Genomic DNA, 26375 nt, shown 5'->3' on the forward strand with positions numbered 1-26375 from the left:
GGGGGGCCCTCTTCCCCGCCCTCACTTCATCCCCCGGCTCTCGCGGGGTTGGGGTAGCTTTGCCCGGCGCGGGGCAGGCTTGCAGTAAAAGGTATCACCATGGGATTTATACTCAGACGTTTCTCCTTCTATTTGGTCGCCTTCCTGGTGGCCGCTACCATCAACTTCCTGTTGCCCAGAGCCATGCCGGGGGATCCCGTCTCCGTCATGTTCGCCCGGGCCGGCGCCATGATGGAACCCGCCGCCCTGGAAGCCCTCAAAGCCACCTTCGGCTTCGTTGACGGCCCCATCGGCACCCAATTTCTCACCTATGTGAAGAGCGTCTTCACCTGGGATCTCGGCACCTCGGTGCGCTACTACCCACAGCCAGTGGCAGATGTACTCGGCCGCGCCATCGGCTGGACCCTGTTCCTGGTGGGCACCTCCACCATTCTGAGCTTCTCCATCGGCTCCATCGTCGGCATCTTCGCCGCCTGGTACCGGGGGGGACGCATGGACAGCATCCTCTCCCCGCTCACCCTGGTGATGCAGGCCATCCCTCCCGTGGTGGTCTCCCTGCTCGCCCTCTTCCTGTTCGGGGTCAGCCTCGGCTGGCTGCCCATCGGCTACGCCTACAGCCCGGAGATCAAGGCCGATTTCGGCTGGGAGCACATCAAGAGCATCATGCTGCACGCCATCATGCCGGTGGGCACCCTGGCCATGGTGCAGGTGGGGGGCTTCCTCATCACCATGCGCAACAACATGATCAACCTGCTGGGTGAGGACTACATCACCATGGCCAAGGCCAAGGGGCTCTCCAGCAACCGGGTGATCTTCAACTACGGCGCCCGCAACGCCGTGCTGCCGAGCGTCACTGCCCTCTCCATGGCGCTGGGGTTCGTCATCGGCGGCTCTCTCATCACCGAGGTGATCTTCAACTATCCCGGTCTCGGCCTGACGCTCTATCAGGGCATCCTCGCCCGCGACTACCCCCTCATTCAGGGCCAGTTGCTCATCATGACCATCACCATGCTCAGCTTCAACTTCCTGGCGGACGTGCTCTATGTCTTCCTGGATCCCCGTCTGCGTACAGGAGGCAAATAAGATGCGTATGCCGACTATTTTAAAAATCCTGCTGGGCAACAAGAAGGCGGCCTTCGGCCTCGCCATCGTCGTCACCTTCGTGTTGATGGCGCTGTTCGCCCCGCTGCTCGCCAGCAACGAGCCCACCAAGCGGGTCGCCCGCCCGCACCAGCCCCCCAGCGTGGAGCTGGTGATGGGCTCCAACCGCATGGGCCACGATCTCTGGTCCCAGTTCACCCACGGTGCCCGCATCTCCCTGCTGGTGGGGTTCGGGGCGGGCCTGCTGGTCTGCGCCCTCGCCATCACGGTGGGGATCACCGCCGGCTACTTCGGCGGCGTGGTGGACGAGTGCCTCACCTTCCTGATGAACGTGGTGCTGGTGATCCCTAACCTCCCGTTATTACTGGTGCTCGCAAGCTTTATCGGGGAGGCGTCACCGACGGTGATAGCCCTCATCATAGGCTTTACCTCCTGGGCCTACGGCGCCCGGGTGATCCGCGCCCAGACCCTGGCCCTGCGGGAGAAGGAGTTCGTCATCGCCGCCGAGGTGCTGGGTGAGCCGGCCTGGCGCATCATTTTGGTGGAGATACTGCCGAACCTCATCTCCATCATCGGCGTGAGCTTCATCGGCTCCATCATCTACGCCATCGTCACCGAGGCGACCCTGGAATTCCTGGGGCTCGGCGATCCGACCGTGGTGAGCTGGGGCATCATGCTCTACAACGCCCAGACCTCGAGCGCCATCCTGGTGGGCGCCTGGTGGGAGATCCTGGCCCCCTGCTTCGCCATCGCGACCCTGGGCGCCGGCCTCGCCATGCTCAACTTCGCCATCGACGAGATAGCGAACCCACAACTGCGATCCCACAAGGGCCTCAATCGCTGGAAGAAACTCGCCGCCCCAGCCCCAGTCACCGCTACGGCCGCACAGGAGAAGACAGCATGACCTCGCAACAACCCCTGCTGTCGGTGCGCCAGCTCTGCGTCGACTACATCACCGAGAACGGCGACGTGCGCGCCGTCAACTCGGTCAGCTTTGACATCATGCCGGGGGAGGTGTTCGGCCTCGCCGGCGAGTCCGGCTGCGGCAAGTCCACGGTCGCCTTCTCGGTGGCCAGGCTGCACAAGCCGCCCGCCTACATCAGCGGCGGCGAGATCCTGTTCAAGGGGGAGAACATCCTGCACTTTGGCGACGAGCGGCTGCGCAGCTACCGTTGGCGCCAGGCGAGCGTGGTGTTCCAGTCCGCCATGAATGCGCTGAACCCCGTGCTGCGCATGGAGGAGCAGTTCTGCGACGTGCTGCTGGCCCACAACCCCGGTCTGACCCGCTACGAGGCGATCAAGCGCGCGAAAGAGCTGCTGGAGATCGTCGACATCCACCCTAGCCGGCTCAAGGACTACCCGCACCAGTTCTCCGGCGGCATGCGCCAGCGGCTGGTGATCGCCATCGCCATGGCCCTCAACCCCGAGCTGCTGATCATGGACGAGCCCACCACGGCGCTGGACGTGGTGGTGCAGCGGGAGATCCTGCAGAAGGTCTATGCCCTGAAGGAGAAGTTCAACTTCTCCATCCTCTTCATCACACACGACCTGTCCCTCATGGTCGAGTTCTGCGATCGCATCGGCATCATGTACGCCGGCGAGCTCATCGAGATAGCGCCCTCCAAGGCGATCCTGAGCGCGCCCCTGCACCCCTACACCCGGGGGCTCGGCAACTCCTTCCCGCCCCTGCACGGCCCGAAGACCGTGCTGGAAGGGATCCCGGGCACGCCGCTCAACCTGCTGGAGGTGCCGGTCGGCTGCCGCTTCCAGGCCCGTTGCAACCGGGTACACGAGCGCTGCCGCCAGGAATACACCCGACTGGCCGAGATCCGGCCGGGACAACAGACCGCCTGCCACCTCTATGACGCGGCGGAGCAACAACAGGATCTTCCGATCTATCTGGACAAGGCCGCTGGCTGTTAAGGATGTCTGTCATGCAAATCGCCCAAACCGACGCCCCCATCATCGAGGTCCAGCATCTCTACAAGGACTTCCCCGTCAACTCCAATGCCATCAAGAGTGGCAAGATGCGGGCCCTGTCCGACATCACCTTCAACCTGCACCGGGGTCGCGCCCTGGCGGTGGTGGGTGAGTCCGGCTCTGGCAAGAGCACCATCGCCAAGATCATCGCCAAGATGTACAAGCTCTCCAGCGGCCGCATCCTCTATCGCGGCCGGGATCTGGAGGAGTTCGACAAGGGCACCGCCCTGCTCGACTACCGCCAGAGCGTGCAGATGGTGTGGCAGGATCCCTTCGGTTCGCTGAATCCGACCCACACCATCTACCACCACATCGCCCGCCCCCTGCTGCTGCACAGCAAGGTGCTCGACAAGAGAGACCTGCCGGACATGGTCTACACCCTGCTGGAGAAGGTGGGGCTGACCCCGGCCAAGGCGACGGCGGCCAAGTACCCGCACCAGCTCTCCGGCGGCCAGCGCCAGCGGGTCAACATCGCCCGCAACCTGGCGGTGGAGGCGGAAGTGGTGCTGGCAGACGAGCCCACCTCCATGCTCGACGTCTCCATTCGCATCGGCATCCTCAACCTGATGGAGCAGATGAAGAACGAGCTCGGCGTCTCCATGCTCTACATCACCCACGACATCGCCACCGCCCGCTATGTGGCGGAAGATCTCGCGGTCATGTACGTGGGCCACATGGTGGAGTGGGGGGAGGTAGACGAGATCCTGCACCACCCCCAGCACCCCTACACCCAGCTGCTCATCTCGGCGGTACCGGATCCGGAGAAGAGCATCCACGCCGAGCTGGAGGGGGGCCGCAAGGGGGAGATCCCGCTCTGGACCCCGCACTCTCGCGGCTGCCCCTTCGCCGGTCGCTGCCACCAGGCCATGGCTCGCTGCAAGGAGAGCCTGCCGCCGGTGACCAAGCTCGCCGACAACCACTTCGTGCGCTGCTACCTGTACGACTGAGCCAGCCTACCGTTTCACTGCGGGCCCGTGAGGCCCGCCAACCGCCTCGCCTGCTGCGGCAGGCCAGGGGAGTCAATCTTCGATGGAACTCTTGATCAATCAGGTGGGCTACGACTGCGACGGTCACAAGGTGGCCCTGCTGCAGGGCTCCCCGGAGCAGGCCCTCGACGGCCGGGTGCGGCTGCTGCGTCTGGACGATGGCCAGATCCTGTTCGAGACCGAGCTGCAGGCCGCGGGCCAGGTCCCCGGCTGGCAGGGCCGCCGCTTCTGGCGCGCCGACTTCAGCGCCTTCAGGGAGCCCGGTCACTACCGGCTGGAGGCCGTCACCCTGAGCGAGGGGGAGACGGCCCCCTCCGTCACCCGCTCCCCCCGCTTCGCCATCGGCCCCCAGCTGCTGAGCCACACTTGCCTCTCCGATGTGGTGCATTACTTCAAGGGCCAGCGGGCCAGCGGCGCCTTCGACAGGGCCGATCGCCAGGCCCGCCTGTTTGGCACCGACCAGCGCCGGGATGTGCGCGGCGGCTGGTTCGATGCCAGCGGCGACATGAGCAAGTACTTAAGCCACCTCTCCTATGCGAACTTCCTCAACCCCCAGCAGACTCCCATGGTGGTCTGGGCCCTGCTCAAGTGCCGGGAACTGCTCTCAGGGCGCACCGACATCGACGGCCTGAACCTGTGCAAACGGCTCGGCGACGAGGCCCTGCACGGGGCGGACTTCCTCTGCCGGATGCAAGACGAGAGCGGCTTCTTCTACATGACCCTGTTCGACAAGTGGAGCAAGGATCCCGAGCAGCGCGAATTGTGCGCCTACGCCACCCAGCAGGGGCTCAAGTCGAAGGAGTGGCAGGCGGGGTTCCGGCAAGGGGGGGGACTCGCCATCGCCGCCCTGGCCCGGGCCGCCCGGGAGCCTGCGGTCGGTGATTTCGATGCCAGCCACTACGCCGAGGCCGCCAGCCGCGGCTTCCTGCACCTGCGCGAGCACAACCTCGCCTATCTGGATGATGGCTGCGAGAACATCATCGACGACTACTGCGCCCTGCTCGCCGCCATCGAGCTGACCCGCACCCTGGGCCAGGGCTGGCTGGGGGAGGCCAGGGAGAGGGCCGGCAAGCTGTGCCAGCGTCAACGTCCGCACTCGGAGCTCGGTCACTACTGGTCAGCCAACGAGGATGGCACGCGACCCTACTATCACGCCGCCGAGGCGGGCCTGCCGGTGCTAGCCCTGCTGGAATATCTGGAGATTGAGCCGGATCCCGAGCGCAAGGCCAGGGTGCAAACCGTGGTGCAGCAGGCGCTGGCGGCCGAGCTGGCGCTGGCCGCTCAGGCGGGCAATCCCTTCGCCCTCGCCCGCCAATATGTGAAGGGCGTCGACGAGGCGGCGCGCATCAGCTTCTTTATGCCCCACCACAACGAATCCGGTTACTGGTGGCAGGGGGAGAACGCCCGCCTGGCCTCCCTGGCCGCCATGACATTTGCCGCTGCCCGCGTGCTGCCGCAGCAGCGTAAACCCCTGATGACTTTCGGCCAGCGACAGCTCGACTGGATTTTGGGGCAAAACCCCTTCAACGCCTGCATGCTGGCGGGGCACGGCATCAACAACCCGAGCTACACCGCCGGCTATCCCAATGCCCTCGGCGGGATCTGCAACGGCATCACCGCCGGGTTCGACGACGAGGCGGATCTGGCCTTCATCCCGGACGCCTACAAGGAGAGGCTGGATCAGAACTGGCGCTGGGGAGAGCAGTGGATCCCCCACGCCGCCTGGTTCGCCCTGGCCATCAGCTGGCAGAGCACCCTCGGAGGCCTGCATGATTGAGTACTGGGTCGGTGTAGACGGCGGCGGCACCCACACCCGGGCCCGTATCCGCAGCAAGACGGGAAAACTGCTGGGTGAGGGCCGGGCGGCGGGCTCCAATCTGGAGCTCGGCATCGAGCTCGCCCACGCCAACGTGCTGGCCGCCATCGATCAGGCCCGCGTCGAGGCAGGCCTCGGCAAGGAGGCCGAGCAGCAGATGGGGGTGGGACTGGCGCTCGCCTCCGCCGAGCTCGCCGACTGCTACCACGCCCTCCTGGCCATGCCCTTCCCCTATGCCAGCGTGAAACTCACCTCAGATGCCTTCGGCGCCTGCCTCGGCGCCTTTGGCGGACGGGAGGGGGCCATCCTCATCGCCGGCACCGGCTCGGCCGGGCTCATCTACCGGGAGGGGCGGCTGCGCACCTGCTCCGGCCGCGGCTTCCCCATCTCGGATCTCGGCAGCGGCGCCTGGCTCGGGCTGCGCGCCCTGCAGCAGGCCCTGCTCTGCCACGATGGCATCCTGCCCCCCAGCCTGCTCGCCGTGCGCCTGCTGGATCACTTCAAGCGGGATCAGGCCGAGGTGGTGCGCTGGGCGAGTCGCGCCATCCCGGCGGATTACGGCCGCTTCACCCCCTGGGTGTTCGATGCCGCCAGCGACGGGGACGAGCTCGCCTGCCAGCTGCTGGACGAGACCTGCGCCCAGCTCGACACCCTGCTCATGGGGATGCGGCAGCTGGGTGCCAGACAGATAGCCCTGCTCGGCGGCGTCGGCACTCGCCTGGCCCCCCGCCTGTCCCACCTCCACCTGGTTCCCCCCAAGGCAGATGCCCTCGAGGGAGCCATCCTGTTCGCCCAATCAGAGGAATTTCCATGTCTGCACCCCTGATCCATACCCAAGTTGACCGACGCGACGGTGATGATGTCTGGTTCCGTTTCACCCTGAGCCAGCTGCCGAGCGGCCCCTGGAAGCTGCACTTCTGCCTGCCGCGGCAGATCGATGCCAGCTCGGTCGAAGGTGGTACCCTGGAGCGCCAGAGCGGCAGCTACAAGGTGCTCGTCCCCCTGGAGGGGGGCAGCGAGCTGCGTTTTTGCTGTCGCAGCACCCCCATCAAGCGTGACTCGGATCTGCCCCAGGGCTTCTTCCTGAGCCTCAGCGACACGGCCACCGGCCCCAGGTTGCTGCCGGTAACCCTGGCAAGCCAGGCCCTCGGCCTGCCGCCACAGCCCGCCGTTGCCCCCGAGCTGCCCGAGGTTGAACCCGCCAACGGCATAGTGCCCCAGCCCGCCCATCTGCTGTTGCCGGAGGGCAACTTCCGGCTGGCGGAGCGGGCCCATGTGAGCGGCCCCCTGCCCCTCACCCCCCTGCTTGCCCACTTCAACGAGCTGACGGGGCTGGCCCTCAGCCAGGATCACGATGCCGAGATCCACCTCGTCGAGGCCCCCCTGGCCCCCGAGGCCTACAAGCTCTCCATCAGCCCCCGTGAGGTAGTGATCCAGGCGGCGGGTGAGGCGGGCTGGCGCCACGGCCTCGTGAGCCTGGCCCAGTGGGCGCTGCAGCACGGGGAGAGCCTGCCCTGCCTCGAGCTCGTCGACGAGCCCCGCTTCGGTTTTCGCGGCGTCTTCCTCGACTGCTCCCGCCACTTCCATTCCATTGCCACCATCAAGCGGCTGCTCAAGCAGATGAGCCTCTACAAGTTTAATCGCTTCCACTGGCACCTGACCGATGACGAGGGCTGGCGCCTCGAGATCAAGGCCTTCCCGCAACTGACCGAGGTGGCGGCCTGGCGCGGTCACGGCCTGGCAGTGGATCCCCAGCTGAGCGGCGGGCCGGACCCTTACGGCGGTTACTACACCCAGAGCGAGGTGCGCGAACTGGTGGCCTATGCCGCCGGACTGGGCATCACCATCATCCCGGAGATCGACATCCCCGGTCACTGCCACGCCGCCATCAAGGCGCTGCCCGAGCTGCTGCGGGAAGAGGCGGACCACTCCCGCTACCTGTCGGTGCAGTTCTTCGATGACAACGTGCTCAACCCGGCGCTGCCCGGCACCTACGAGTTCCTGGACAAGGTGATGGACGAGGTGTGTGCCCTCTTCCCCGGGGAGCAGATCCACATGGGGGGGGACGAAGTGCCCCACGGGGTCTGGACCGACAGCCCGGCCTGCCAGCAGCTGATGCAGCGGGAGGGCTATCAGGATTGCCGCGAGCTGCAGGGCCATGTGCTGCGCCACTGCCAGCAATACCTGGCCGCCAGGGGCAAGAAGATGCTGGGATGGGAGGAGATGCTGCACGGGGACAAGGTGAGCCGGGATGCCACCGTCTTCGCCTGGACCAACTTCCAGGCGGGGCTGGATGCCGCCAGCCAGGGCTATCCCGTGGTGATGGCCCCCGCCCAGCAGCTCTATCTGGATCAGGCCTACAGCCATGATTATCAGGAACCGGGCCTCTACTGGGCCGGTCCCGTCAGCCTGGAGCAGGTCTACGCCTGTGACCCGGCCCCTGTCGATTTCCATGCCAACGATAACATCCTGGGGGTGCTGAGCCCCTTATGGTCCGAGCAGATCATCTCGCGGGATAGGCTCGACTATATGTTGTTCCCACGCCTGCTGGCCACGGCCGAGGTGGCCTGGAGTGCCCCTGCCCACAAGTCATGGGAGCACTTCGTCGCCCGCCTGCCCGGCCAGTTGCAGATCCTCGATCAGTTGCAGGTGCGTTACCGGGTGCCACAGAGGTAGTGTTATCTTTCTCTTTTCGGCGACCTTTTGGTCGCCGTTTTTTTACCACCAATCAACAAAAATCCAACCTAGCCCCTACTCTTCATCCGCCTTTATTGGCAAAATAAGGCCCCTGATGAAGCCAGACGAAGCGCACAACGTCCAGCTCATTCGGCTCAAACCACAATAACAATCAGCACGAACATCGGAGCTTATCCTTATGGCCCGCAGAGACGTCCCGACAGTGGACAGCGAAGTGGAGTTTCCTGCCGACGTACAACTCGTCTCCACCACGGACTTGCGCGGCGTCATCACCTACGCCAATCCCGCCTTCTGCCGCATCGCCGGCTACCAGGTCGATGAGCTGGTCGGCCAGAACCACAACCTGGTTCGCCATCCCGACATGCCCAAGGCCGCCTTCGCCGATCTCTGGGATCGCCTCAAGGAGGGCAACCCCTGGCGCGGCGTGGTCAAGAACCGCTGCAAGGATGGCCGCTACTACTGGGTCGATGCCTATGTGACCCCCATCTACGAGCAGGGCCAGATAAGCGGCTACCAGTCCGTGCGCTGCAAACCCGAGCCCCGGCTCAAGCAGGTGGCGAGCCAGGCCTATCAGGCCCTGCTCAAGGCCGAGCGGGGGGAAACCCGCAAGCTCCCCTCTCTGCAACCCTTCAGGCCCATACTGCTCGCCGGGCTGATGCTGGGGTTGCTGGGCTGGGCCGGCGCGACCCGGGGCGTGATGACGGCGCTGCTGATGCTGCTGCCCCTGCTGCTCGTCACCGGCGCTTACTGGCGCGAGCTCATCGCGCTGCCGCGCTACCTCAAGCAGCTTGGCCAGCAATATGACAGCCTGACCCGACTGGTCTACTCGGGGGATGCACCGGGGGCCATCGCCGATTTTCACCTGAAGATGCTGCAGGCCCGCATCCGCACCGTGCTCGGGCGGGTCAACGACGCCACCCACCCGCTGCAGACCCTGGCCACCGATCTCAAGGACTCCTCCCATCAGGCCTTCCTCGACATCAACGAGCAGGACGCCCAGACCCAGCAGATGGCGGCGGCCATGACCCAGATGGCCAGCACGGCCCACGAGATAGCCCGCAACATCCAGGACACCAACGGTCAGGTGACCGAGGCCCGCAGCAGCTGTGAGCACACGGTGCGGCAGCTGGATCAGACCGAGCGGCAGATGGAGCAGCTGGCACACCAGGCGGAACAGGCCTTCCACTCCGCAGTGGAGCTCGCCAGCGAGTCCCAGCGGATCGGCAGCGTCATGGGGGAAATTCAGGGCATCGCCGAACAGACCAACCTGCTGGCCCTCAATGCCGCCATCGAGGCGGCCCGCGCCGGCGAGCAGGGCCGCGGCTTCGCCGTAGTGGCGGACGAGGTGCGCACCCTCTCCACCCGCACCCACAAGGCGACCGAGCAGATCCAGGGCAGCATCCAGCAGATCCAGCACACCCTGGGGCGCTGGCAGGGCATGATGCAGGACAACCTGGCCCAGACCCGGGAGTGCGCCGAGATGACCCGCCAGGGCTCGGGCAACCTGCATCTGGTGCTGGGGGAGATAGAACAGGTCACCGAGTTCTCGACCCAGATAGCAGCCGCCGCCGAGCAGCAGCAGGCGGTGGTGGAGGAGATCAGCCGCAACATCCATCAGATCTCCCAATACTCCCGCGCCAACAGCCAGAAGATGCAGGCGGTGGACGACTCCAGCCAGGAGCTGCTCCAGCGCGCCCGCGAGCTTCGCGGGCTGAGCCAGACCTTCGGCTAGCCCTTGCCCCGCAGACGACGGAAGCGCCACAATGGCGCTTCTATTTTTTCAGGAGACGGCCAGACCCATGATGATGGATCCCCAAAAATCCAGCTTGAACAAGGTGGCCCGTATCGAGGCGATCCTGGCCCTGATCCCCGCCGGTCGCGTGGTGAGCTATGGCCAGGTCGCCGATCTCGCCGGTCTGCCGGGACGTGCCCGCCTGGTGGGCAAGGTGCTGCGGGAGACCGACAAGGTGCTGCCCTGGCATAGGGTGCTGGGAGCCGGAGGGACCATCTCGCTGCCAAAGGGGTCGGCAGGCTTCGATGAACAGACGGGGCGATTGCAGGAAGAGGGGGTGGTGGTGGTCGGCGGTCGAGTCAGGATGCGGGAGTGGCAGTGGCAGCCCGACCTGGCCGAGCTGCTCTTTCTCATCCCCTTCTAGGGATCCCGTTCAGTCACTGGCGAGAGGGCCCAGGATCTCGTCGCTGCGCACCTGCACCGGGATGGTTTCATCTTCCCGTTGCAGCAACACCAGCAGACTCTGTCTGTCCACTTCCAGCACGTAGGCCGTTCCTTCACGGGTCAGGCAGGTCATGCCCGGCCGGATTTCGTGTATCTCCATGACAACCTCCGTGTCTTGCGCTGCCATCCATGCAGCCAATTCAGTATATCCCCTTCTCCCAATAAAAAGGCCCCTGGGAGGGGCCTCTTTCGTCAATGTGTGAACCACAACGCGTCAGGATTTCTTCGCCTTGGCGAGACTCTCCTGCCATTTCCCGTTGTCGTAATGGGCCGTCCAGCCTGTCGCCTTGCCGTTGACCTCGGTCATCACGTACTGCTCCTTGCTCTTGCGGCTGAAGCGCACCACGGACGCGTTACCGTCAGGATCTGACGCCGGTGCATCCGCCAGGTATTGATGCTTGGGCGAGAGGCGGTCACGGAAGCGCTTGAGCTCCTCAACCAGAGGCGCACGAGTCTCACGGGATTTCGGGAAGTTGCTGGCGGCGAGGAAGAGGCCAGCGGCACCGTCCCGCAGCACGAAGTGCGCATCGGACTGGGTGCATTTCAGCTCGGGCAGCGGCACCGGATCTTCCTTCGGCGGCGCTATGTCACCGTTTTTCAGGATCTTGCGGGTGTTCTTGCAGGTCTCGTTGGTGCAGCCCATGTACTTGCCGAAGCGGCCGTTCTTGAGCTGCATCTCGGATCCGCAGCGGTCGCACTCTATGCTCGGCCCTTCGTAGCCCTTGAGCTTGAACTGGCCCTGCTCGATCTCGTAGCCGTCGCAGTCCGGGTTGCGACCACAGACGTGCAGCTTGCGGCTGTCGTCGATGATGTAGGCATCCATGGCGGTGCCACAGACGTTGCAGCGGTGCTTGGCACGCAGCGCCTCGGTTTCCGCCTCGTCACCGTCATCGGTGGCGGAGACGAACTCGTCGGCACTGACCAGGTTGATGGTCTTCTTGCAGCGCTCTTTGGGCGGCAGCGCATAGCCGGAACAGCCGAGGAAGACCCCTGTGGTGGCGGTCCGGATCCCCATCTTGCGGCCGCAGTCCGGGCAGTCGATGTCGGTCAGCACCATCTGGTTGGCGCGCATGCCCCCCTCTTCATGGGGCTTGTCAGCCTGCTCCAGCTCCTGGGTGAACTCGGCGTAGAAGGCGTCGAGCACCTTCTTCCACTCCAAGCTCCCCTCGGCGATGCCGTCGAGCTTGTCTTCCATCTTGGCGGTGAACTCGTAGTTCATCAGCTCGACGAAGTTCTCCACCAGGCGGTCGGTGACGATCTCCCCCATCTTCTCGGCGAAGAAACGGCGGCTCTCGACCCGCACATAGCCGCGATCGACGATGGTAGAGATGATGGAGGCGTAGGTGGACGGACGGCCGATGCCGCGCTTCTCCAGCTCGCGCACCAGGGCCGCTTCGGTGAAGCGGGCGGGCGGCTTGGTGAAGTGCTGACGGGGATCCAACTTGACCAATTTCAGGATCTCGCCGACGGTCACCGCCGGCAGCTGGCTGTCTTCGCCCTTGCGACCCATGGGGGGTAGGGCCTTGGTCCAGCCGGCGAAGCGCAGGGTACGGCCACGGGCCTTGAGCTCGAACTCACCGGCCTTGACGGTCAGGGTGGAGGAGTCGTATTGCGCCGGAGTCATCTGGCAGGCGACAAACTGACGCCAGATGAGGTCATAGAGACGCATCGCGTCCGGCTCCATGCCTTCGAGCATCTCGGCGGTGACCTGGACGCTGGAGGGACGGATCGCCTCGTGCGCTTCCTGGGCATTGGCCTTGGCACCGTAGAGATTCGGCTCGGCCGGCAGGTAGGCGGCGCCATACTGCTCGCCGATGTATTCCCGCACCGCCTCCACGGCCTCCTTGCTGAGGTTGGTGGAGTCGGTACGCATATAGGTGATGTAACCCGCTTCATAGAGACGCTGGGCCATCATCATGGTCTTCTTCACCCCGAAGCTCAGACGGGTAGAGGCCGCCTGCTGCAGGGTGGAGGTGATGAAGGGGGCGGAGGGCTTGGAGCCGGTCGGCTTGTCTTCCCGGTTCACCACCTTGTAGTCGACCCCTTCCAGGGCGGCGACGGCGGCGAAGGTCTCAGCCTGGGTGACCGGCTTGAAGTCGGCCCCGTTGCGGCTGACCACTTCCATCCGCAGATCGCTCTTGTCACCGGTCAGCAGATCTGCGTTGAGATCCCAGAACTCCACCGGCACGAAGGCCTTGATCTCGCGCTCCTTGTCGACGATGAGGCGCACCGCGACGGACTGCACCCGGCCGGCGGAGAGGCCGCGAGCCAGCTTCTTCCACAAGAGCGGGGAGACCATGTAGCCCACCACCCGGTCGAGGAAACGACGGGCCTGCTGGGCGTTGACGCGATGGATGTTCAGCTCGGACGGCTGGGCGAAGGCCTCCTGGATGGCGGTCTTGGTGATCTCGTTGAACACCACCCGCTTGTAGCGATCCTCGTCACCGCCGATGATCTCCCGCAGGTGCCAGGCGATCGCCTCCCCTTCTCTATCCAAGTCGGTTGCGAGATAGATGGTGTCAGCCTTGGCGGCCAGACTCTGCAACTCGCTGACTACTTTTTCCTTGCCGGGCAAAATCTGGTAGTTGGCCTGCCAGCCTGCGGTCGGATTGATCCCCATCCGTGCGAACAGGGCATTGCGATCCTTGGCAGCCTTCTCGGATTCGCTGAGCTTGATGCCGCGAATAACAGGTTTTTTGGGCTCCGTGCTGGCGCTGCCGCTGGTCGGCAGATCCCGCACATGACCTACGCTGGATTTGACCACGTAGTCCTTGCCCAAATATTTGTTGATGGTCTTGGCCTTGGCCGGAGACTCCACGATGACCAGTGATTTGCCCATGCTGTAACTATTATCCTCATTGCACCCGACGGGGTTGGCGTGCGGTTTTGTGGGGCTGTATAAGAGATTTGACAGGAAAAAGCAATCTTGGCGACAAATTTGCTTGACCCATACGCCCCCTACCGACTCTTTATTTATTAATGCGAAGCCGACGCGAGGGAAGCAACCGCTTTTTTGTTTTTATGCCATATACCCCCCTTTTTTAGATTGGAAATGACATATCCAGCCACCCTTGTTACATAAAAAACCAGCAGAGTTATCAGCTTGTTACAAAGGATGAAATCTCTTTATAATGGCCACTCGCCGCAGCTTTGTGCGCGGAAGGACTCGCAACCCATATAAAAATCGAAAGGATGTCATCATGAAGCACTTCGAGGTCAACTTCGACGGCCTGGTCGGCCCCACCCACAACTATGCCGGCCTCTCTTACGGCAACGTGGCTTCCCAGAGCAACGCATCGGCGGCATCCAATCCGAAGGAGGCGGCCAAGCAGGGGCTGCGCAAGATGAAGGCGCTGACCGAACTCGGCATGGTGCAAGGGATACTGGCGCCTCAGGAGCGACCCGATCTCGCCACCCTGCGCCGTCTGGGCTTTAGCGGATCAGATGCCAGCGTGCTGGCCCAGGCGGCGAAACAGGCCCCCGCCGTACTGGCCGCCTGTTACTCCGCCTCCAGCATGTGGACCGCCAACGCCGCCACCGTCTCGCCGAGTGCCGACACCCAGGATGGCCGCATTCACTTCACCCCCGCCAACCTGACCAACAAGTTCCACCGCTCCCTCGAGCCCGAGGTAACGGGCCGCATTCTGCGCGCCGTGTTCAACAACGATCGCCACTTCTATCACCACCCCCATCTGCCGGAGAACGATCACTTCGGTGACGAGGGGGCCGCGAACCACACCCGGCTGTGCCGCGCCTATGGCGAGGCCGGGGTCGAGCTGTTCGTCTATGGCCGCAGCGCCTTCGACGCCTCCCAGCCCGCCCCCAAACGCTACCCGGCCCGCCAGACTCTGGAGGCGAGCCAGGCCATCGCCCGTCTGCACGGGCTCGGCGACGAGAGCGCCGTCTTTATCCAGCAGAACCCGGACGTGATCGATCAGGGGGTGTTCCACAACGACGTGATCGCCGTGGGCAACCAGAACGTGCTCTTCTTCCACCAGCAGGCCTTCCTCAACACCGCCTCGGCCCTGGCCGAGGTGCGCGCCAAGTTCGGTGAAGGGGATCTGCACTTCATCGAGGTGCCGACCGCCGAGGTGTCGGTGCAGGATGCGGTGAAGTCCTACCTGTTCAACACCCAGATCCTGACCCTGCCGTCCGGCGAGATGGCGATCATCGCCCCCACCGAGTGTCGCGACAATCCGGCCGTCTCCACCTACCTGGCCAAGCTGGTGACGCTTGGCACCCCGATCAAGGGGGTGCATTTCATGGATGTGAAGCAGAGCATGCGCAACGGCGGGGGCCCCGCCTGCCTGCGGCTACGAGTCGCCATTAACGATACCGAGCTCGCGGCGGTCAACCCGGCCTGTCTTATCAACGACGCGCAGTTTGCCCGCCTCGACAACTGGGTCGATCGCCACTACCGCGACAGCCTGGCCCTTGACGACTTGCGGGATCCGGCCCTGGTGCTGGAGAGCCGCACCGCCCTGGACGAGCTGACCCAGATCCTGAAACTCGGCTCCGTCTACCCCTTCCAGCGCTGAGGCGCAGGCAACAAAAAGCCGGGCAAATGCCCGGCTTTTTCATTTGGTTTTTGTTGTCGCGACTCAGCGCCAGGGGCTCTGCTGCCACAGCCGCCCCAGCCCCGCCTCCAGCGCCTGGGCCCCCTGCTGGCCCAGCTTCTGGGTCAGGCTCCTTGGTCTTCGATAGCTGATGCCGATCACCTTGTGATGACTGGCCTGGGCCAGCAGGTAGTCGTCGCTGGTACAGAGGGTATCCACCAGTCCGAGCTGCCGGGCCTCGCTCGCCAGCCAGTGCTCACCGGTCGTCACCTTGTCGATGTCGAGGGCCGGTCTGTGCTCGGCCACGAACGTCTTGAAACGCTCGTGGATGGCGCCGAGCTCCTCGCGAAACTTCTCCCGGCCCAGATCGTCGTTCTCGCCGAACATGGTGATGGTGCGCTTGTACTGCCCCGCGGTGTGCATCTCGAACTCGATGTCGTGTTTCTTGAGCAGCTTGTTGAAGTTCGGCATCTGGGCAATCACCCCGATGGAGCCGACGATGGCAAACGGGGCCGCCAGGATCTGATCCGCCACGCAGGCCATCATGTAGCCTCCGCTCGCCGCCACCTTGTCGATGGCCACGGTCAGCTTGATGTCCCGATCCCGCAGGCGCTGCAGCTGGGAAGCCGCGAGGCCATAGCCGTGCACCACGCCGCCGCCGGACTCGAGGCGCAGCAGCACCTCGTCACCGGGCTGGGCGACGCCTATCACGGCGCTCACCTCTTCCCGCAGGGAGGCCACTTCCTTGGCATCCATGCTGCCGTGGAAGTCGATGACGAACAGCCGGCTACGCTCATCATCGGCCTTGGCACGGGCCTTCTGCTCGGCCTTGCGCGCCTTCTCGAGCTGCTTGCGCTGCCCCTTGTCCGCCAGGGCCGCTTGCAACTGGTGACGCCCCTGCTCCAGCTCGCTGGAGAGGTCGGTCACCACCAGCTCCCCCTTGCGCGCCTTGGGCTGGCGGCTGCTCACCACCATCATGATGACGGCGGCGATGGCCAGCAGTAAGGTGAGAGTCTTGGCCAGAAACAGGCCATATTCGGTCAAAAATGCCACTTGGTACTCCGCTCGATGTTCGGTTTTTTCACATAGTAAGGAGTTTGGCTACGGGGTGCAAAAACTCTGCCATGCGGGCTCCCATTTGCCGATAAATTGCCACAACCCCGCTGTTTTATTCACATTTTTAGCCTCTCATACTGGCCAAACGCGGGGCCGCCTCAGTACACTCCCCTCCATTGCTGCCCCCGGGCCGATCACATTGTTAACAGGAGTCCACATGCTCGACTATCAGGCCCCCAAGGCACTGCTCAAGGACAAGGTCATTCTGGTGACCGGCGCCGGTGACGGCATCGGCCGGGAAGCGGCCCTCACCTATGCGGCCCACGGCGCCACCGTGATCCTGCTCGGGCGCACCAGCACCAAGCTCGAGGCCGTGTACGACCAGATCGAAGCGGCCGGACATCCCCTACCCGCCATAGTGCCGGTGGATCTGAAAGGGGCGACCAGGAGTCACTACCTCGGCATGGCCGAGACCTTCGCCCAGCAGTTCGGCCGCCTCGACGGCGTGCTGTTCAACGCCGGCCTGCTCGGCACCCTGTCGCCGTTCGAGCACATCCAGGAGCAGGAGTGGGACGAAGTGATGCAGGTCAACGTCAAGTCCGAGTTCCTGCTGACCCAGGCGCTGTTGCCCCTGCTGCGCCAGACCGCCAAGGCGCACGGCGATGCCTCCATCGTCTACACCTCGTCCAGCGTGGGTCGCAAGGGGCGCGCCTACTGGGGCACCTACGCCATCTCCAAGTTTGCCATCGAGGGGATGATGGAAGTGCTGGCGGACGAGCTGGAGAACACCAATGTGCGGGTCAACACCCTGAACCCGGGCGGCACCCGTACCAGGATGCGGGCCAGCGCCTTCCCGGCGGAGGATCCCCAGACCCTGAAGACCCCCGCCGACCTGATGCCGCTCTATCTCTATCTGATGGGGAGCGACAGCCAGGGGCAGACCGGTCGAACCTTTGTTGCTCAACCTAAATAAAATCAACAAACTAACCAGATAGGGTTAAATTGAATAGGGGTGCCAGCAGCGCCCTGTTGAATCCCATCGGCACCCTGACAGGTTGAACTATGTTTCGTCCCAAGAGCACCTTTGAGCAATGGCGGATCTTTCAGGCCGTGGTGGACTGTGGTGGTTATGCCCAGGCCGCCGAGGCGCTGAACAAGAGCCAATCCTCCCTCAATCATGCGGTGGCCAAGCTGCAGCAGAGTCTGGGGGTGGCCCTGCTGGAGGTGCGGGGGCGCAAGGCCGTGCTGACGCCGTCCGGGGAGATCTTCCTCAAGCGGGCCCGCCAGCTCAGCCAGCAGGTGGAAGAGCTGGAGAATCTGGCCAACAACCTAGAGCGGCAGTGGGAGCCGCAGATCAACCTCTATGTCTCGGTGCTGCAGCCGCGGGAGCGCCTCTACCGGGCCCTGGCCAACTTCTATCCCCGCAGCCGGGGTTGCCGCATCAATCTGCACGAACGGATCCACTGCCACTTCAACGCGCTGCAGGTGGGGGATCTGATGCTCTCCGAGCACCTGCCCCAGGATCGCACCGGCCTGCCCCTGGACGAGGTCTGCCTGCTGCCCCTGTGCGCGGCCACACATCCCCTCGCCAGCCATGAGGATCCCATCACAGCCGAGCAGCTCGGCAACCACAACCAGATCAGCCTGCATCCCCCCATCCACCGCTCGGTGGACTGGAACGATGCGGATGACACCGGCTGGAAGGCGACCCACTATCACGAGGTGCTCGCCATGCTGAATCTGGGTCTCGGCTACGCCTGGGTGCCGCGCCACCTGGTGCGCAGGGAGCTCGCCGACGGCAGCCTCAGGCAGCTCAATCTGGAAGGGGGCAGCGAGCGCTACCTCTACACCTACCTGCTCACCCCCTCGGCGGACGCCCTGGGGCCGGCGGCCGAGCTGCTGCTGCGCTGCCTGCGCAACGAATACCAGCAGGGCGAGCGCGGCAAGTAAGCCTTATACGTTCGGCACCCGCCAGCAGGCCGCCAGCGCCGCCAGCGCCAGCGCCATCGCCACCATAAAGACCCCGTGGAAGCTCCAGATCTCCGCCACAGTCCCGGCGATGGCCCCCGCCATGATGGAACCGGTGCGTATGCTGTTGGCAAACAGCGTGGTCGCCACCCCGGCCCGACCCGGCATCAGATCCTGGAAATAGGACATGCCGATACCGGCGACGATGCCGATGAAGATGGCGTTGAGCAGTTGCAGCGCGATCAGCGCCGTCTGGCTCGACAGTGTCACCAGCCCCACGTAGAAACCCACCCCGGCCAGCACCGCCAGCAGCATCATGGGCCGCTTGCCGAAGCGCCGGGTGTAGTAGCCCGCCAGCAGCATGAAGGGGATCTCGAGGGCCGCCGCCGTGCCCATCAGGATGCCCGCCAGCTTCTCCTCCAGCCCCAGCTCGCGGGTGATATAGAGCGGCATGTTGATGAGATACATGCTGTTGCAGGTCCACATCAGGGTGGAGGCGATGAAGAGCGCCCGCACCGAGGGCATTCGCCAACTGCTGATCCGCTCCTGCTCTCCCCCCGACTTGGGCAGCGGCAGGGAGGGCAGCCAGCGCCAGACCACGAAGGCACAGACCAGGTAGGCGAAGGCGGAGGCCAGATACATCACCTCGAAGCCATAGCCGATGGCCAGCGCGAAGGCCGCCGGCGGCCCGATGACCCAGGCGAGGGAGAACTGGGCCCGCAGCACTGAGCTGAACATGTCGGCCCGCTTGTTGCGGCTGTCGGCATACTCCCGCGCCAGGGCGAACAGCTGGGGGCTGGCGGTGGCGGTGAGACTCGCCAGCACCACCCCCAGGCTCACCAGCAGCCAATACTGCCGATTCCAGGCGAACAGCAGGGAGAGCACTATGCCGGCGAAGCAGCAGCGCAGGATCAGCTGCTTGCGATCCCCCTTGCTGTCGGAACGGTGGCCGAGCCACTGGCTGATGAGGATGCCGATGACGGCGTTGATCGTATAGAAGAGCCCCACCAGGAAGGGGCGCACCTGCACCTCTTCGGCGAGAAACAGACTCAGGGTCGGCACCTGCAGTGCCACTGCCACCCCGGTCATGAAGGTCACCGCCAGGAACGAGAGGGAGACGGGATCCGGCCTCTGGCGGACAGCTGTCAGCAAACGCATAGAGATACCATTGATATGGAAGAGAAAAAGGCGCCAGAGAGCGGCGGGAGCATAAAATGACGGCAGCTATCTTATGTCATTATCAACAACTACCTCAAGGCTTGCGAGGCCGCGCCCGAGCCCGTACATTGAAAGCCCATTGGCCAGCACAAGGATTTCACATGTTTGATTTTGACCGGGAGATAGATCGCAGCGGCACCATGAGCCTGAAATGGGACAAATACAAGGGACAGGACGTGCTGCCCATGTGGGTGGCCGATACCGACTTCGCCTCTCCCCCCGCCGTCATCGAGGCGCTCACCCAGCGGGTGGCCCACGGCATCTTCGGCTACTCCCGCCCCTCTCCCCGGTTGATCGAACTCATCCAGACCCGGCTGCAGCAGCGCCATGGCTGGGACGTCAAGCCCGAGTGGATCGTCTTCCTGCCGGGGGTGGTGCCGGGTCTGAACCTCGCCTGCAAGGCCTGGAGCCAGCATGGCCGTGGCATCATCACCCCCAAGCCGGTCTATTACCCCTTCCTGCAGGCCCCGGGCTTCAACGATCGGCCCCTGCTCAATGTCCCCATGGTGGAGGAGGCGGGTCGCTGGGTGCTGGATCTGGAGGAGCTGGAGCGCCAGGCCCCGAGCGCGGATCTGCTGCTGCTGTGCAACCCCCACAACCCGGGAGGCACCGTCTTCACCCGCGAGGAGCTCCTGGCCATCGACGCCATCGCAGAGCGCCACAACCTGGTGATCTGCTCCGACGAGATCCACTGCGATCTGCTGCTGGACAAGGATGCCCGCCACATCCCCTACGGCGCCCTCAGCCCGGCGGCGGCCGAGCGCAGTGCCGTCATGATGGCGCCGAGCAAGACCTTCAACATCGCAGGCCTCTGCTGCTCCTTCGCGGTGATCCCGAACGCCAGGCTGCGCCTCAAGCTGCAACAGGCCATGCGCGGCATCAGCGCAGACGTCAACCTGCTGGGCTTCGTCGCCGCGGAGGCGGCCTACGAGGGGGGCGAACAGTGGCTCGTCGAGCAACTCGACTACCTGAGAGCCAATCTGGCGTTGATAGAGCAGGCGGTGGCCCGCTGGCCCGGCGTCACACTGGCCCGCCATCAGGCGACCTACCTCGCCTGGATCGACGTGAGCGGGCTTGGGCTCGATGACCCCATCGCCTTCTTCGAGCAGGCCGGTGTCGGTCTCTCACCGGGTGCCCAGTTTGGGGACGGCCAGTTCGTGCGCCTCAACTTCGGCTGCACCCGGGCGACCCTCGTCGAGGCGCTGGCCCGCATGGAGAAGGCCATACTCCAGCGCGGTCGCTGACGGGCGAGGCGCCAGCGCTGGCGCCCGGCATTCATGGCGAAAGCCATTTTGACCCACATCTGGTATAGATAAGATGTGACTCATGACGGGATGAGCCGGGCTCATCCTTTTTTATCCGCCATTGACCCGGTTTCCTATGCACCCACGACCCCCGCGCCGCCTACTGACACTGTCCCGCCTCGCCCTGCCCTGGCTGGCGGCCATATTGGCATTGCCGCTCTCTGCCGCTCCCGCCTATGTCACCATAGGCACGGGGGCCCTCAATGGCGTCTACTATCCCACCGGGGGAGCCATCTGCCGGCTGCTCAACGAGAACAGCGGGCAACACGGGGTGCACTGCACGGTGCAGAGCACCTCGGGCTCCCTCGCCAACCTGGCGGATCTCGCCAAGGGTGAGGTCCAGTTGGCCCTGGTCCAGTCGGATGTGCTCTATCACGCCGTCCACGGCACTGGCCCCTTCGCGGGGCAGGCACCCGACGAGACGCTGCGCAGCCTGTTCCGGCTCCATCAGGAGTCCCTGACCCTGCTAGCCAGCGCCACCAGCAACATCAACACCCTGGCCGACATCGAGGGCAAGCGGGTGGATCTCGGGGCCCCCGACTCCGGGGACAGGGTCACCAGCCGGGCGCTGCTGGAGGCCATGGGCTGGCAGGAGAGCAGCTTCGCACCGCCCCCTGTGGCCGCCCCGGGCAACCGATTGGAGGGGCTGTGCAACGGTACCCTGGATGCCGCCCTGCTGGTCGCCGGCCACCCCAATCAGGGGATAGGGGATCTGACCGGGCGCTGCAAGGCGCGCCTCATTCCCATCGAAGGGGAGCAGATAGACAGGCTGCTCAAGCAGTATCCCTATTACCAGCGCAGCCGCATCGGCGCCAACCTCTATCCCGGCCAGACCGGCGGGGTCAACACCTTCGCCGTGACCGCAGAACTCGTGGCCGAAGCCAGCCTGCCCGAGGAGACGGTGCGCACGGTGCGCGACGTGCTCACCAGCAACCTCAAGCAGTTCACCCGCTTGCACCCGGCCCTGACCACGCTCACCCCGGAGTCCATGCAGGCGGGGGCCATGATCCCGCTCCACCCGGGCATGCAGGATGCCCCGCCGACCCCGACCCTGGCCCCGGAGTCCCTGACCCCATCAGGCGAAGCGACCACGGCTGCGTCCGCGGCCGTCTCGACGGGCGAGCCCCAGGCCCCCTCACCGGAAGGCTCTCCCGCCACCGCCCATGAGCAGGCAGCCGGAGCCACCCTGCCCACGGCATCGGGGGCGACAGGCACGGACCCCGACGCGGCCAAGGTGCTGGAAGGGGCCGCCGTGGGTCAGGCACCGCTGAGCGATGGGAACCTGGCCTCCCCCTCCGCGGCCCAAGGGACAGGGCAAGAGGCGCCACCGGCACTGCCTGCTGCCCCTTCATCTGCAGAGGCGGCCCCCGCAACGCCAGCACTTTCCTCCCCCGCCAGTGGCGCCGCCATCAGCCCGGAGCACGGCGCACCCGCCCAATGATCCAGACCCATAACGCAAAAAGGCCACCCTCGGGTGGCCTTTTTCATGACGGGCTCAAGCCCTCGCAGGACTCACTCCCTAGGTTCCGGCGCCAGCTCAGGCCCCTGTATCGCCTCCTCCACCCAGTGCAGCAGTTGCTTGATGGCCCGGGAGAGCACCTGATTCTGGCGTACCACATACCCCAGGCTGGTGCCGGGAAAGTCGGTCAGCCGGGTGACCGGGGCACTCAGCTTGAGGCGGGGGTGGAGGGAGAAGTCCGGCACTATGGCCACACCGAATCCCGCCTCCGCCCAGTCCAGCTGGGCGTCCACGCTGCCCACCTCCATGATGCGGCAACTCGGTAGCCCCAGCAGGGGCAGTGAGGGGTCGATCAGCGCCCGGGTACGGGTGTCGTGGCCCAGCAGGATGAGGGTGGGCTCGTCCTGAGGGTCGCTCTCACCGGCCTGGCTGCGGGCCTGCCAACGCGCGAGCCCATGCCCAAGGGCGCACCAGGTCACCTGCTGCAGCTCGGTATAGGAGAGCGGCTCGCTGCGCTTTTGTGCCATCACGAAGCCGAGATCCGCCCGCCCCGTCTTGACCAGCTCGGCGGCCTGATCCGAGGTGGTGTTGAACAGGGTGAGGTCGATGCCGGGGAAGGTCTGCTTGAAGCGCTGGAACGGCTGGATCAGCAGGAGCCGCGAGAGGATGTCGCTGGCGGCGATGGCGAGCGTCCCCTGACTGTGCTGATTGAGGGCGTTGAGGTCGGACTGGCACAACTGCAGCTCGTTGATGGCGCGCTCGGCGCTTTGCAGCAACCGCTCCCCCGCCTGGGTGAGGCGAAAGGGGCTGCGCTCGATGAGCTTGACCCGGGTCGCCTGCTCCAGGTTCTTGAGGTGCAGGCTGACATTGGGCTGGGTCATGTGCAACTCGGTAGCTGTCTGGCCGAAGTGCTGCAGGCGGGCCAGGGTGACGAAGGTGTTTAACCAGTGAATATCCAGCATGAGGTAGCTCTCCCCCGCGGCTGGCGCGACATGGCGGGGCTTTGTCGATAAAGTGGCCGCAATTATATGCCTTCCTTATCGGAACTATAAAGATAATTAATTTTTCTAATCCACCCCAGGCTCCTAGGATGAACGCCTAACGTCTTAGGAGAATGAGTCATGTCGTCTATCGTAGTCGTAGGTGCTAACTGGGGTGATGAAGGCAAGGGCCGCATCGTCGATTATCTGGCAGGTGAGTCCGCCGCCAGCATCCGCTTCCAGGGCGGCAACAACGCCGGCCACACCGTGGTCAACGATCTCGGCACCTTCAAGCTGCACCAGCTGCCGAGCGGCGTCTTCAACCCGGATTGCCTGGTTGTACTCGGCCCTGGCATGGTCATCAGCCCGGAGCCGCTCACCAAGGAGCTGGCCGAAGTGAAGGCCGCCGGCGTGACTCCCAAGCTCGCCATCTCCGATCGCGCCACCTTCTGCCTGCCGATCCACGCGCTGGAAGATACTCTGGAAGAAGTGCGTCTGGGCGACGGCGCCTACGGCTCCACCCGTCAGGGCATTGCCCCCGCTTACGGTGATCGGGTCATGAAAAAGGCGATCCTGGTTGGCTGGCTGAAACAGCCGGACGTGCTGGTCGAGCGCATCCAATTCTTCCTCGACTGGAAACTGCCGCAGCTGAAAGCCCTCTACCCGAGCTTCGAGTTCAAGCAGACCGCCCAGGAGATGGCCGACTGGCTGCTGGAAGTGTCTGCCTCCTGGCGCGATGCCATCTGCAACGTCAGCGAACCCCTCAAGGCGATCCAGGCCCAAAACGGCACCCTGCTGTTCGAAGCCCAGCTGGGCGCCGGCCGTGACCTCATCTACGGCGAGTACCCCTGGGTGACCTCCTCCCACGTCTCCGGCGCCTACGCCGGCATCGGTGGCGGCCTGCCGGCCCTGCGCCCAGAGCGCGTCATCGCCGTGGCCAAGGCGTTCAGCACCTCTGTCGGTACCGGCACCCTGATCACCGCCATGGAGAATCAGGAAGAGTTCCGCAAGTTTGCCAACGAGTTCGGCGCCACCACAGGCCGTCCCCGTGACATCGGCTACTTCGATGCGGTCGCCACCAAGCAGGGTCTGGAGATCCAGGCCGCCAACGAGATCGCCCTGACCAAGCTGGACTGCCTCTCCGGCATGCCGGATCTGAAGATCTGCGTGGCCTACGAAGGGGCTCACACCGAGAACCCGATCTGGCCGCAGACCGCCGGTCTCAAGCCGGTGTACGAGTCCATGGAAGCCTGGAGCGAAGACATCTCCCACATCCGCAAGTTCGAAGACCTGCCCAAGGCTGCCCAGCACTATGTGCTGCGTATCGAAGCCCTGCTGGGTGTGCCTGTGCCCATGGTCTCCGTCGGCCCGGGTCGCGATCAGATGATCCTGCGCTAAGCAACAGGATCTGCTCGCAGCAAGGTGTCAGAACCGGCCTCCTCGAGGCCGGTTTTTTTATGGGCATTCGGCCCGCTCATCGACTCTCTTTCCCCTCATCCCGCCAATATACAGATCGGCTCAGTATTGTCCTCTTATGGCACAAGGTTGAGCCTTTCTGTGAATGCCTGCTCAGCCCCCCTCGCTACACTGGTCCCTCATCCATCGAGGAGCACCACCATGAAGATTGCCACCCGATCCACCCTGGCAGCCCTGCTGTGCGCCGCCGCCCTGCCCGCGGGCGCCATGACCCTGAGCAGCACCGACATCCACGAAGGCCAGTTGATGGACAAATCCTTCAGCTTCAACGGCTTCGGCTGCAAGGGGGAGAACCGCTCACCCCAGCTGAGCTGGCGGGATCTGCCGGCGGGCACCCAGAGCCTGGCCGTCACCGCCTATGATCCCGATGCCCCCACCGGCAGCGGCTGGTGGCACTGGCTGGTGGTCAACCTGCCCGCCAGCCAGAGCTCCCTAGCCAGCAACGCCTCCGGCTCGCTCAAGCAGGGGCTGGAGCTTGGCACCGACTTCGGCAGCCAGGGCTATGGCGGCCCCTGTCCCCCCGCCGGTCACGGCATGCACCGCTACCAGTTTACCGTCTGGGCCCTGCCCCAGGCCCTGGATGTCAAGGCGGACACCCCGCCCGCCATGGTAGGCTACATGCTCAACGCCATGGCGCTCGGCAAGGCGACCCTGACCGCCACCTTCTTCACCCCCAAGGAGTAAGCTGATGAGCACCCCCTTGTTGCAGCAGAGCCGTTATCGCGGGATCCGCCAGCAGCCCCTGCATCGGGTGCTCATCTATGCACCGACCGTCATCTGGGTGCAGCAGGGGCACAAGCAGCTGTGGTGGCAGGATCGGCGCCTCTCCTTTAACAAGGAGAGCTGGCTGCTGATCCCCGCCGGCCACCAGCTCACCTTCGTCAACCAGCCGGAGCAGGGCAGGTTCAGCTCTCACGCCCTGACCCTGCTGGCCCCGCCACCGGCCGAGTGGTTGGAAGCCGAAGCCAGCCCCTTGCGCCTCCAGGATCCCAGGCAGCGGGTCACCCCCGGGCTCGCCTACTGCCACGAGCTCATCTGCGCCATGGAGGAGCGCCGCCTCAGTCGCGCCACCCAGGCTCAGCTGCTACACGGCTTCTACGCCGAGCTTCAGGCCGAAGGGGCCCTTGGCCTGCTGTTTCCCGCCGGCACCATGACGCTCGGGGAGCGGCTGGCCCGTTTTCTCAGCGTGGAGCCCGGCGCCGATCACAGCCTGGAGGGGCTGGCCCCCCATTTCTCCATGAGCCGCGCCTCCCTGGTGCGCAAGCTGGCCGCCGAGGGGCGTAGCTTCCGGCAGCTGCTGACCCAAGTACGCATGAGCCATGCCCTCACCCTGCTGCAGCGGGGACTGAGCCCGCTGGAGGCCGCCCTCGCCTGCGGCTACGATGCTCCCAGCCGCTTCTCCGCCCGCTTCAAGCAGGAGTTCGGAATGACGCCCCATCAGTATCTGCGCACCTGCCCCAGGCCCGAGTCGCCACAAAAGGTAAATAGTTACTAAAAATAACTTGGATGTAACCCCGTGTAACCGGGTGACGCACCTCACAT

Annotated in this window: 22 protein-coding genes; 17 read left to right on the plus strand and 5 right to left on the minus strand. The window is 64.7% G+C overall.

All coding sequences use genetic code 11. The features are described 5' to 3' along the window. Positions 1 to 99 precede the first annotated feature (99 nt). From ACT5M9_RS05600 to ACT5M9_RS05640, 9 genes are all read left to right on the plus strand, one after another. A complete protein-coding gene (locus ACT5M9_RS05600; RefSeq protein ID WP_438548707.1) occupies positions 100 to 1083 on the plus strand; it encodes an ABC transporter permease in 984 nt (327 codons plus the stop codon). Between the two features lies 1 nt (position 1084). Further along, positions 1085 to 2005 (plus strand): ABC transporter permease, encoded by a 921-nt coding sequence (locus tag ACT5M9_RS05605; RefSeq protein ID WP_457981107.1) that lies wholly within the window; start codon positions 1085 to 1087, stop codon positions 2003 to 2005. After that, positions 2002 to 3024 (plus strand): ABC transporter ATP-binding protein, encoded by a 1023-nt coding sequence (locus ACT5M9_RS05610; protein ID WP_438548705.1) that lies wholly within the window; start codon positions 2002 to 2004, stop codon positions 3022 to 3024. The genes ACT5M9_RS05605 and ACT5M9_RS05610 overlap by 4 nt, the downstream gene beginning before the upstream one ends. A gap of 11 nt (positions 3025 to 3035) precedes the next feature. Continuing rightward, positions 3036 to 4028: an ABC transporter ATP-binding protein gene (locus ACT5M9_RS05615; RefSeq protein ID WP_457981105.1), complete on the plus strand. Its 993-nt coding sequence runs from the start codon at positions 3036 to 3038 to the stop codon at positions 4026 to 4028. 82 nt (positions 4029 to 4110) lie between these two features. After that, a complete protein-coding gene (locus ACT5M9_RS05620) occupies positions 4111 to 5844 on the plus strand; it encodes a glycoside hydrolase family 9 protein (protein WP_457981103.1) in 1734 nt (577 codons plus the stop codon). Then, positions 5837 to 6709 carry a glucosamine kinase nucleotide-binding domain-containing protein gene (locus ACT5M9_RS05625; protein ID WP_457981101.1) on the plus strand — a complete coding sequence of 291 codons (873 nt, stop codon included), beginning with the start codon at positions 5837 to 5839 and terminating at the stop codon, positions 6707 to 6709. The genes ACT5M9_RS05620 and ACT5M9_RS05625 overlap by 8 nt, the downstream gene beginning before the upstream one ends. Next, the gene (locus tag ACT5M9_RS05630) at positions 6694 to 8559 is read left to right on the plus strand and encodes a beta-N-acetylhexosaminidase (RefSeq protein WP_457981099.1); all 1866 of its coding nucleotides are present in this window, start codon (positions 6694 to 6696) and stop codon (positions 8557 to 8559) included. Before ACT5M9_RS05625 ends, ACT5M9_RS05630 begins: the two co-directional genes overlap by 16 nt. 199 nt (positions 8560 to 8758) lie before the next feature. After that, complete coding sequence (locus tag ACT5M9_RS05635; RefSeq protein ID WP_457981097.1) at positions 8759 to 10312, plus strand: methyl-accepting chemotaxis protein; 1554 nt, start codon at positions 8759 to 8761, stop codon at positions 10310 to 10312. Positions 10313 to 10379: 67 nt separating this feature from the next. After that, a complete protein-coding gene (locus ACT5M9_RS05640) occupies positions 10380 to 10736 on the plus strand; it encodes an MGMT family protein (RefSeq protein WP_457981654.1) in 357 nt (118 codons plus the stop codon). A 9-nt stretch (positions 10737 to 10745) separates the two neighbouring features. Here the strand turns inward: ACT5M9_RS05640 and ACT5M9_RS05645 are convergent, their stop codons facing one another. Together ACT5M9_RS05645 and topA are read right to left on the minus strand one after the other, a co-directional pair. After that, entirely contained in the window at positions 10746 to 10916 is a 171-nt protein-coding gene (locus tag ACT5M9_RS05645) for a hypothetical protein (protein WP_438548699.1), read from the minus strand. Positions 10917 to 11030: 114 nt separating this feature from the next. Next, positions 11031 to 13655: a type I DNA topoisomerase gene (gene topA, locus ACT5M9_RS05650; protein WP_457981095.1), complete on the minus strand. Its 2625-nt coding sequence runs from the start codon at positions 13653 to 13655 to the stop codon at positions 11031 to 11033. Between the two features lie 361 nt (positions 13656 to 14016). On the opposite strand from topA, the gene astB reads away from it, so the two are divergent. Further along, positions 14017 to 15354 (plus strand): N-succinylarginine dihydrolase, encoded by a 1338-nt coding sequence (gene astB, locus ACT5M9_RS05655; protein WP_457981093.1) that lies wholly within the window; start codon positions 14017 to 14019, stop codon positions 15352 to 15354. 63 nt (positions 15355 to 15417) lie between these two features. Here astB and sohB read toward each other — a convergent pair whose 3' ends face one another. Next, positions 15418 to 16425, minus strand: a complete 1008-nt coding sequence (sohB, locus tag ACT5M9_RS05660) for a protease SohB (RefSeq protein ID WP_457981092.1) — start codon at positions 16423 to 16425, stop codon at positions 15418 to 15420. 220 nt (positions 16426 to 16645) lie between these two features. Between sohB and ACT5M9_RS05665 the strand changes: the two genes are divergently transcribed. Both ACT5M9_RS05665 and ACT5M9_RS05670 read left to right on the plus strand, forming a co-directional pair. Next, positions 16646 to 17401, plus strand: a complete 756-nt coding sequence (locus ACT5M9_RS05665; RefSeq protein ID WP_457981090.1) for a YciK family oxidoreductase — start codon at positions 16646 to 16648, stop codon at positions 17399 to 17401. A gap of 89 nt (positions 17402 to 17490) precedes the next feature. Further along, positions 17491 to 18378, plus strand: coding sequence for a LysR family transcriptional regulator (locus tag ACT5M9_RS05670; RefSeq protein WP_457981088.1), 888 nt, complete (start codon positions 17491 to 17493; stop codon positions 18376 to 18378). 3 nt (positions 18379 to 18381) lie between these two features. On the opposite strand, the gene ACT5M9_RS05675 is transcribed toward ACT5M9_RS05670, so the two are convergent. After that, a complete protein-coding gene (locus tag ACT5M9_RS05675; protein ID WP_457981086.1) occupies positions 18382 to 19554 on the minus strand; it encodes an MFS transporter in 1173 nt (390 codons plus the stop codon). A gap of 161 nt (positions 19555 to 19715) precedes the next feature. Here ACT5M9_RS05675 and ACT5M9_RS05680 point away from each other — a divergent pair, with 161 nt between their 5' ends. Together ACT5M9_RS05680 and ACT5M9_RS05685 are read left to right on the plus strand one after the other, a co-directional pair. Further along, positions 19716 to 20858, plus strand: coding sequence for a MalY/PatB family protein (locus ACT5M9_RS05680; protein ID WP_457981084.1), 1143 nt, complete (start codon positions 19716 to 19718; stop codon positions 20856 to 20858). A gap of 136 nt (positions 20859 to 20994) precedes the next feature. After that, on the plus strand, positions 20995 to 22359 hold the full coding sequence (locus ACT5M9_RS05685; protein WP_457981082.1) for a TAXI family TRAP transporter solute-binding subunit: 1365 nt from the start codon (positions 20995 to 20997) through the stop codon (positions 22357 to 22359). Positions 22360 to 22430: 71 nt separating this feature from the next. On the opposite strand, the gene ACT5M9_RS05690 is transcribed toward ACT5M9_RS05685, so the two are convergent. Continuing rightward, positions 22431 to 23339: a LysR family transcriptional regulator gene (locus ACT5M9_RS05690; protein ID WP_457981080.1), complete on the minus strand. Its 909-nt coding sequence runs from the start codon at positions 23337 to 23339 to the stop codon at positions 22431 to 22433. Positions 23340 to 23498: 159 nt separating this feature from the next. Here ACT5M9_RS05690 and ACT5M9_RS05695 point away from each other — a divergent pair, with 159 nt between their 5' ends. The 3 genes from ACT5M9_RS05695 (at position 23499) to ACT5M9_RS05705 (ending at position 26328) form a co-directional block, all read left to right on the plus strand. Further along, the gene (locus ACT5M9_RS05695; protein WP_349918911.1) at positions 23499 to 24755 is read left to right on the plus strand and encodes an adenylosuccinate synthetase; all 1257 of its coding nucleotides are present in this window, start codon (positions 23499 to 23501) and stop codon (positions 24753 to 24755) included. Between the two features lie 219 nt (positions 24756 to 24974). After that, on the plus strand, positions 24975 to 25517 hold the full coding sequence (locus ACT5M9_RS05700) for a YbhB/YbcL family Raf kinase inhibitor-like protein (protein WP_457981078.1): 543 nt from the start codon (positions 24975 to 24977) through the stop codon (positions 25515 to 25517). 4 nt (positions 25518 to 25521) lie between these two features. Next, positions 25522 to 26328 (plus strand): helix-turn-helix transcriptional regulator, encoded by an 807-nt coding sequence (locus ACT5M9_RS05705; protein WP_457981077.1) that lies wholly within the window; start codon positions 25522 to 25524, stop codon positions 26326 to 26328. The last annotated feature ends 47 nt before the right edge of the window (positions 26329 to 26375 follow it).

The sequence above is a fragment of the Aeromonas sp. AE23HZ002T15 genome (assembly GCF_054165525.2).

Coding starts and splice junctions, on each gene's coding strand:
- ACT5M9_RS05600 (WP_438548707.1), top strand. CDS start 100: ATGGGATTTATACTCAGACGTTTCTCCTTCTATTTGGTCGCCTTCCTG.
- ACT5M9_RS05605 (WP_457981107.1), top strand. CDS start 1,085: ATGCGTATGCCGACTATTTTAAAAATCCTGCTGGGCAACAAGAAGGCG.
- ACT5M9_RS05610 (WP_438548705.1), top strand. CDS start 2,002: ATGACCTCGCAACAACCCCTGCTGTCGGTGCGCCAGCTCTGCGTCGAC.
- ACT5M9_RS05615 (WP_457981105.1), top strand. CDS start 3,036: ATGCAAATCGCCCAAACCGACGCCCCCATCATCGAGGTCCAGCATCTC.
- ACT5M9_RS05620 (WP_457981103.1), top strand. CDS start 4,111: ATGGAACTCTTGATCAATCAGGTGGGCTACGACTGCGACGGTCACAAG.
- ACT5M9_RS05625 (WP_457981101.1), top strand. CDS start 5,837: ATGATTGAGTACTGGGTCGGTGTAGACGGCGGCGGCACCCACACCCGG.
- ACT5M9_RS05630 (WP_457981099.1), top strand. CDS start 6,694: ATGTCTGCACCCCTGATCCATACCCAAGTTGACCGACGCGACGGTGAT.
- ACT5M9_RS05635 (WP_457981097.1), top strand. CDS start 8,759: ATGGCCCGCAGAGACGTCCCGACAGTGGACAGCGAAGTGGAGTTTCCT.
- ACT5M9_RS05640 (WP_457981654.1), top strand. CDS start 10,380: ATGATGATGGATCCCCAAAAATCCAGCTTGAACAAGGTGGCCCGTATC.
- ACT5M9_RS05645 (WP_438548699.1), bottom strand. CDS start 10,916: ATGGAGATACACGAAATCCGGCCGGGCATGACCTGCCTGACCCGTGAA.
- topA (WP_457981095.1), bottom strand. CDS start 13,655: ATGGGCAAATCACTGGTCATCGTGGAGTCTCCGGCCAAGGCCAAGACC.
- astB (WP_457981093.1), top strand. CDS start 14,017: ATGAAGCACTTCGAGGTCAACTTCGACGGCCTGGTCGGCCCCACCCAC.
- ACT5M9_RS05665 (WP_457981090.1), top strand. CDS start 16,646: ATGCTCGACTATCAGGCCCCCAAGGCACTGCTCAAGGACAAGGTCATT.
- ACT5M9_RS05670 (WP_457981088.1), top strand. CDS start 17,491: ATGTTTCGTCCCAAGAGCACCTTTGAGCAATGGCGGATCTTTCAGGCC.
- ACT5M9_RS05675 (WP_457981086.1), bottom strand. CDS start 19,554: ATGCGTTTGCTGACAGCTGTCCGCCAGAGGCCGGATCCCGTCTCCCTC.
- ACT5M9_RS05680 (WP_457981084.1), top strand. CDS start 19,716: ATGTTTGATTTTGACCGGGAGATAGATCGCAGCGGCACCATGAGCCTG.
- ACT5M9_RS05685 (WP_457981082.1), top strand. CDS start 20,995: ATGCACCCACGACCCCCGCGCCGCCTACTGACACTGTCCCGCCTCGCC.
- ACT5M9_RS05690 (WP_457981080.1), bottom strand. CDS start 23,339: ATGCTGGATATTCACTGGTTAAACACCTTCGTCACCCTGGCCCGCCTG.
- ACT5M9_RS05695 (WP_349918911.1), top strand. CDS start 23,499: ATGTCGTCTATCGTAGTCGTAGGTGCTAACTGGGGTGATGAAGGCAAG.
- ACT5M9_RS05700 (WP_457981078.1), top strand. CDS start 24,975: ATGAAGATTGCCACCCGATCCACCCTGGCAGCCCTGCTGTGCGCCGCC.
- ACT5M9_RS05705 (WP_457981077.1), top strand. CDS start 25,522: ATGAGCACCCCCTTGTTGCAGCAGAGCCGTTATCGCGGGATCCGCCAG.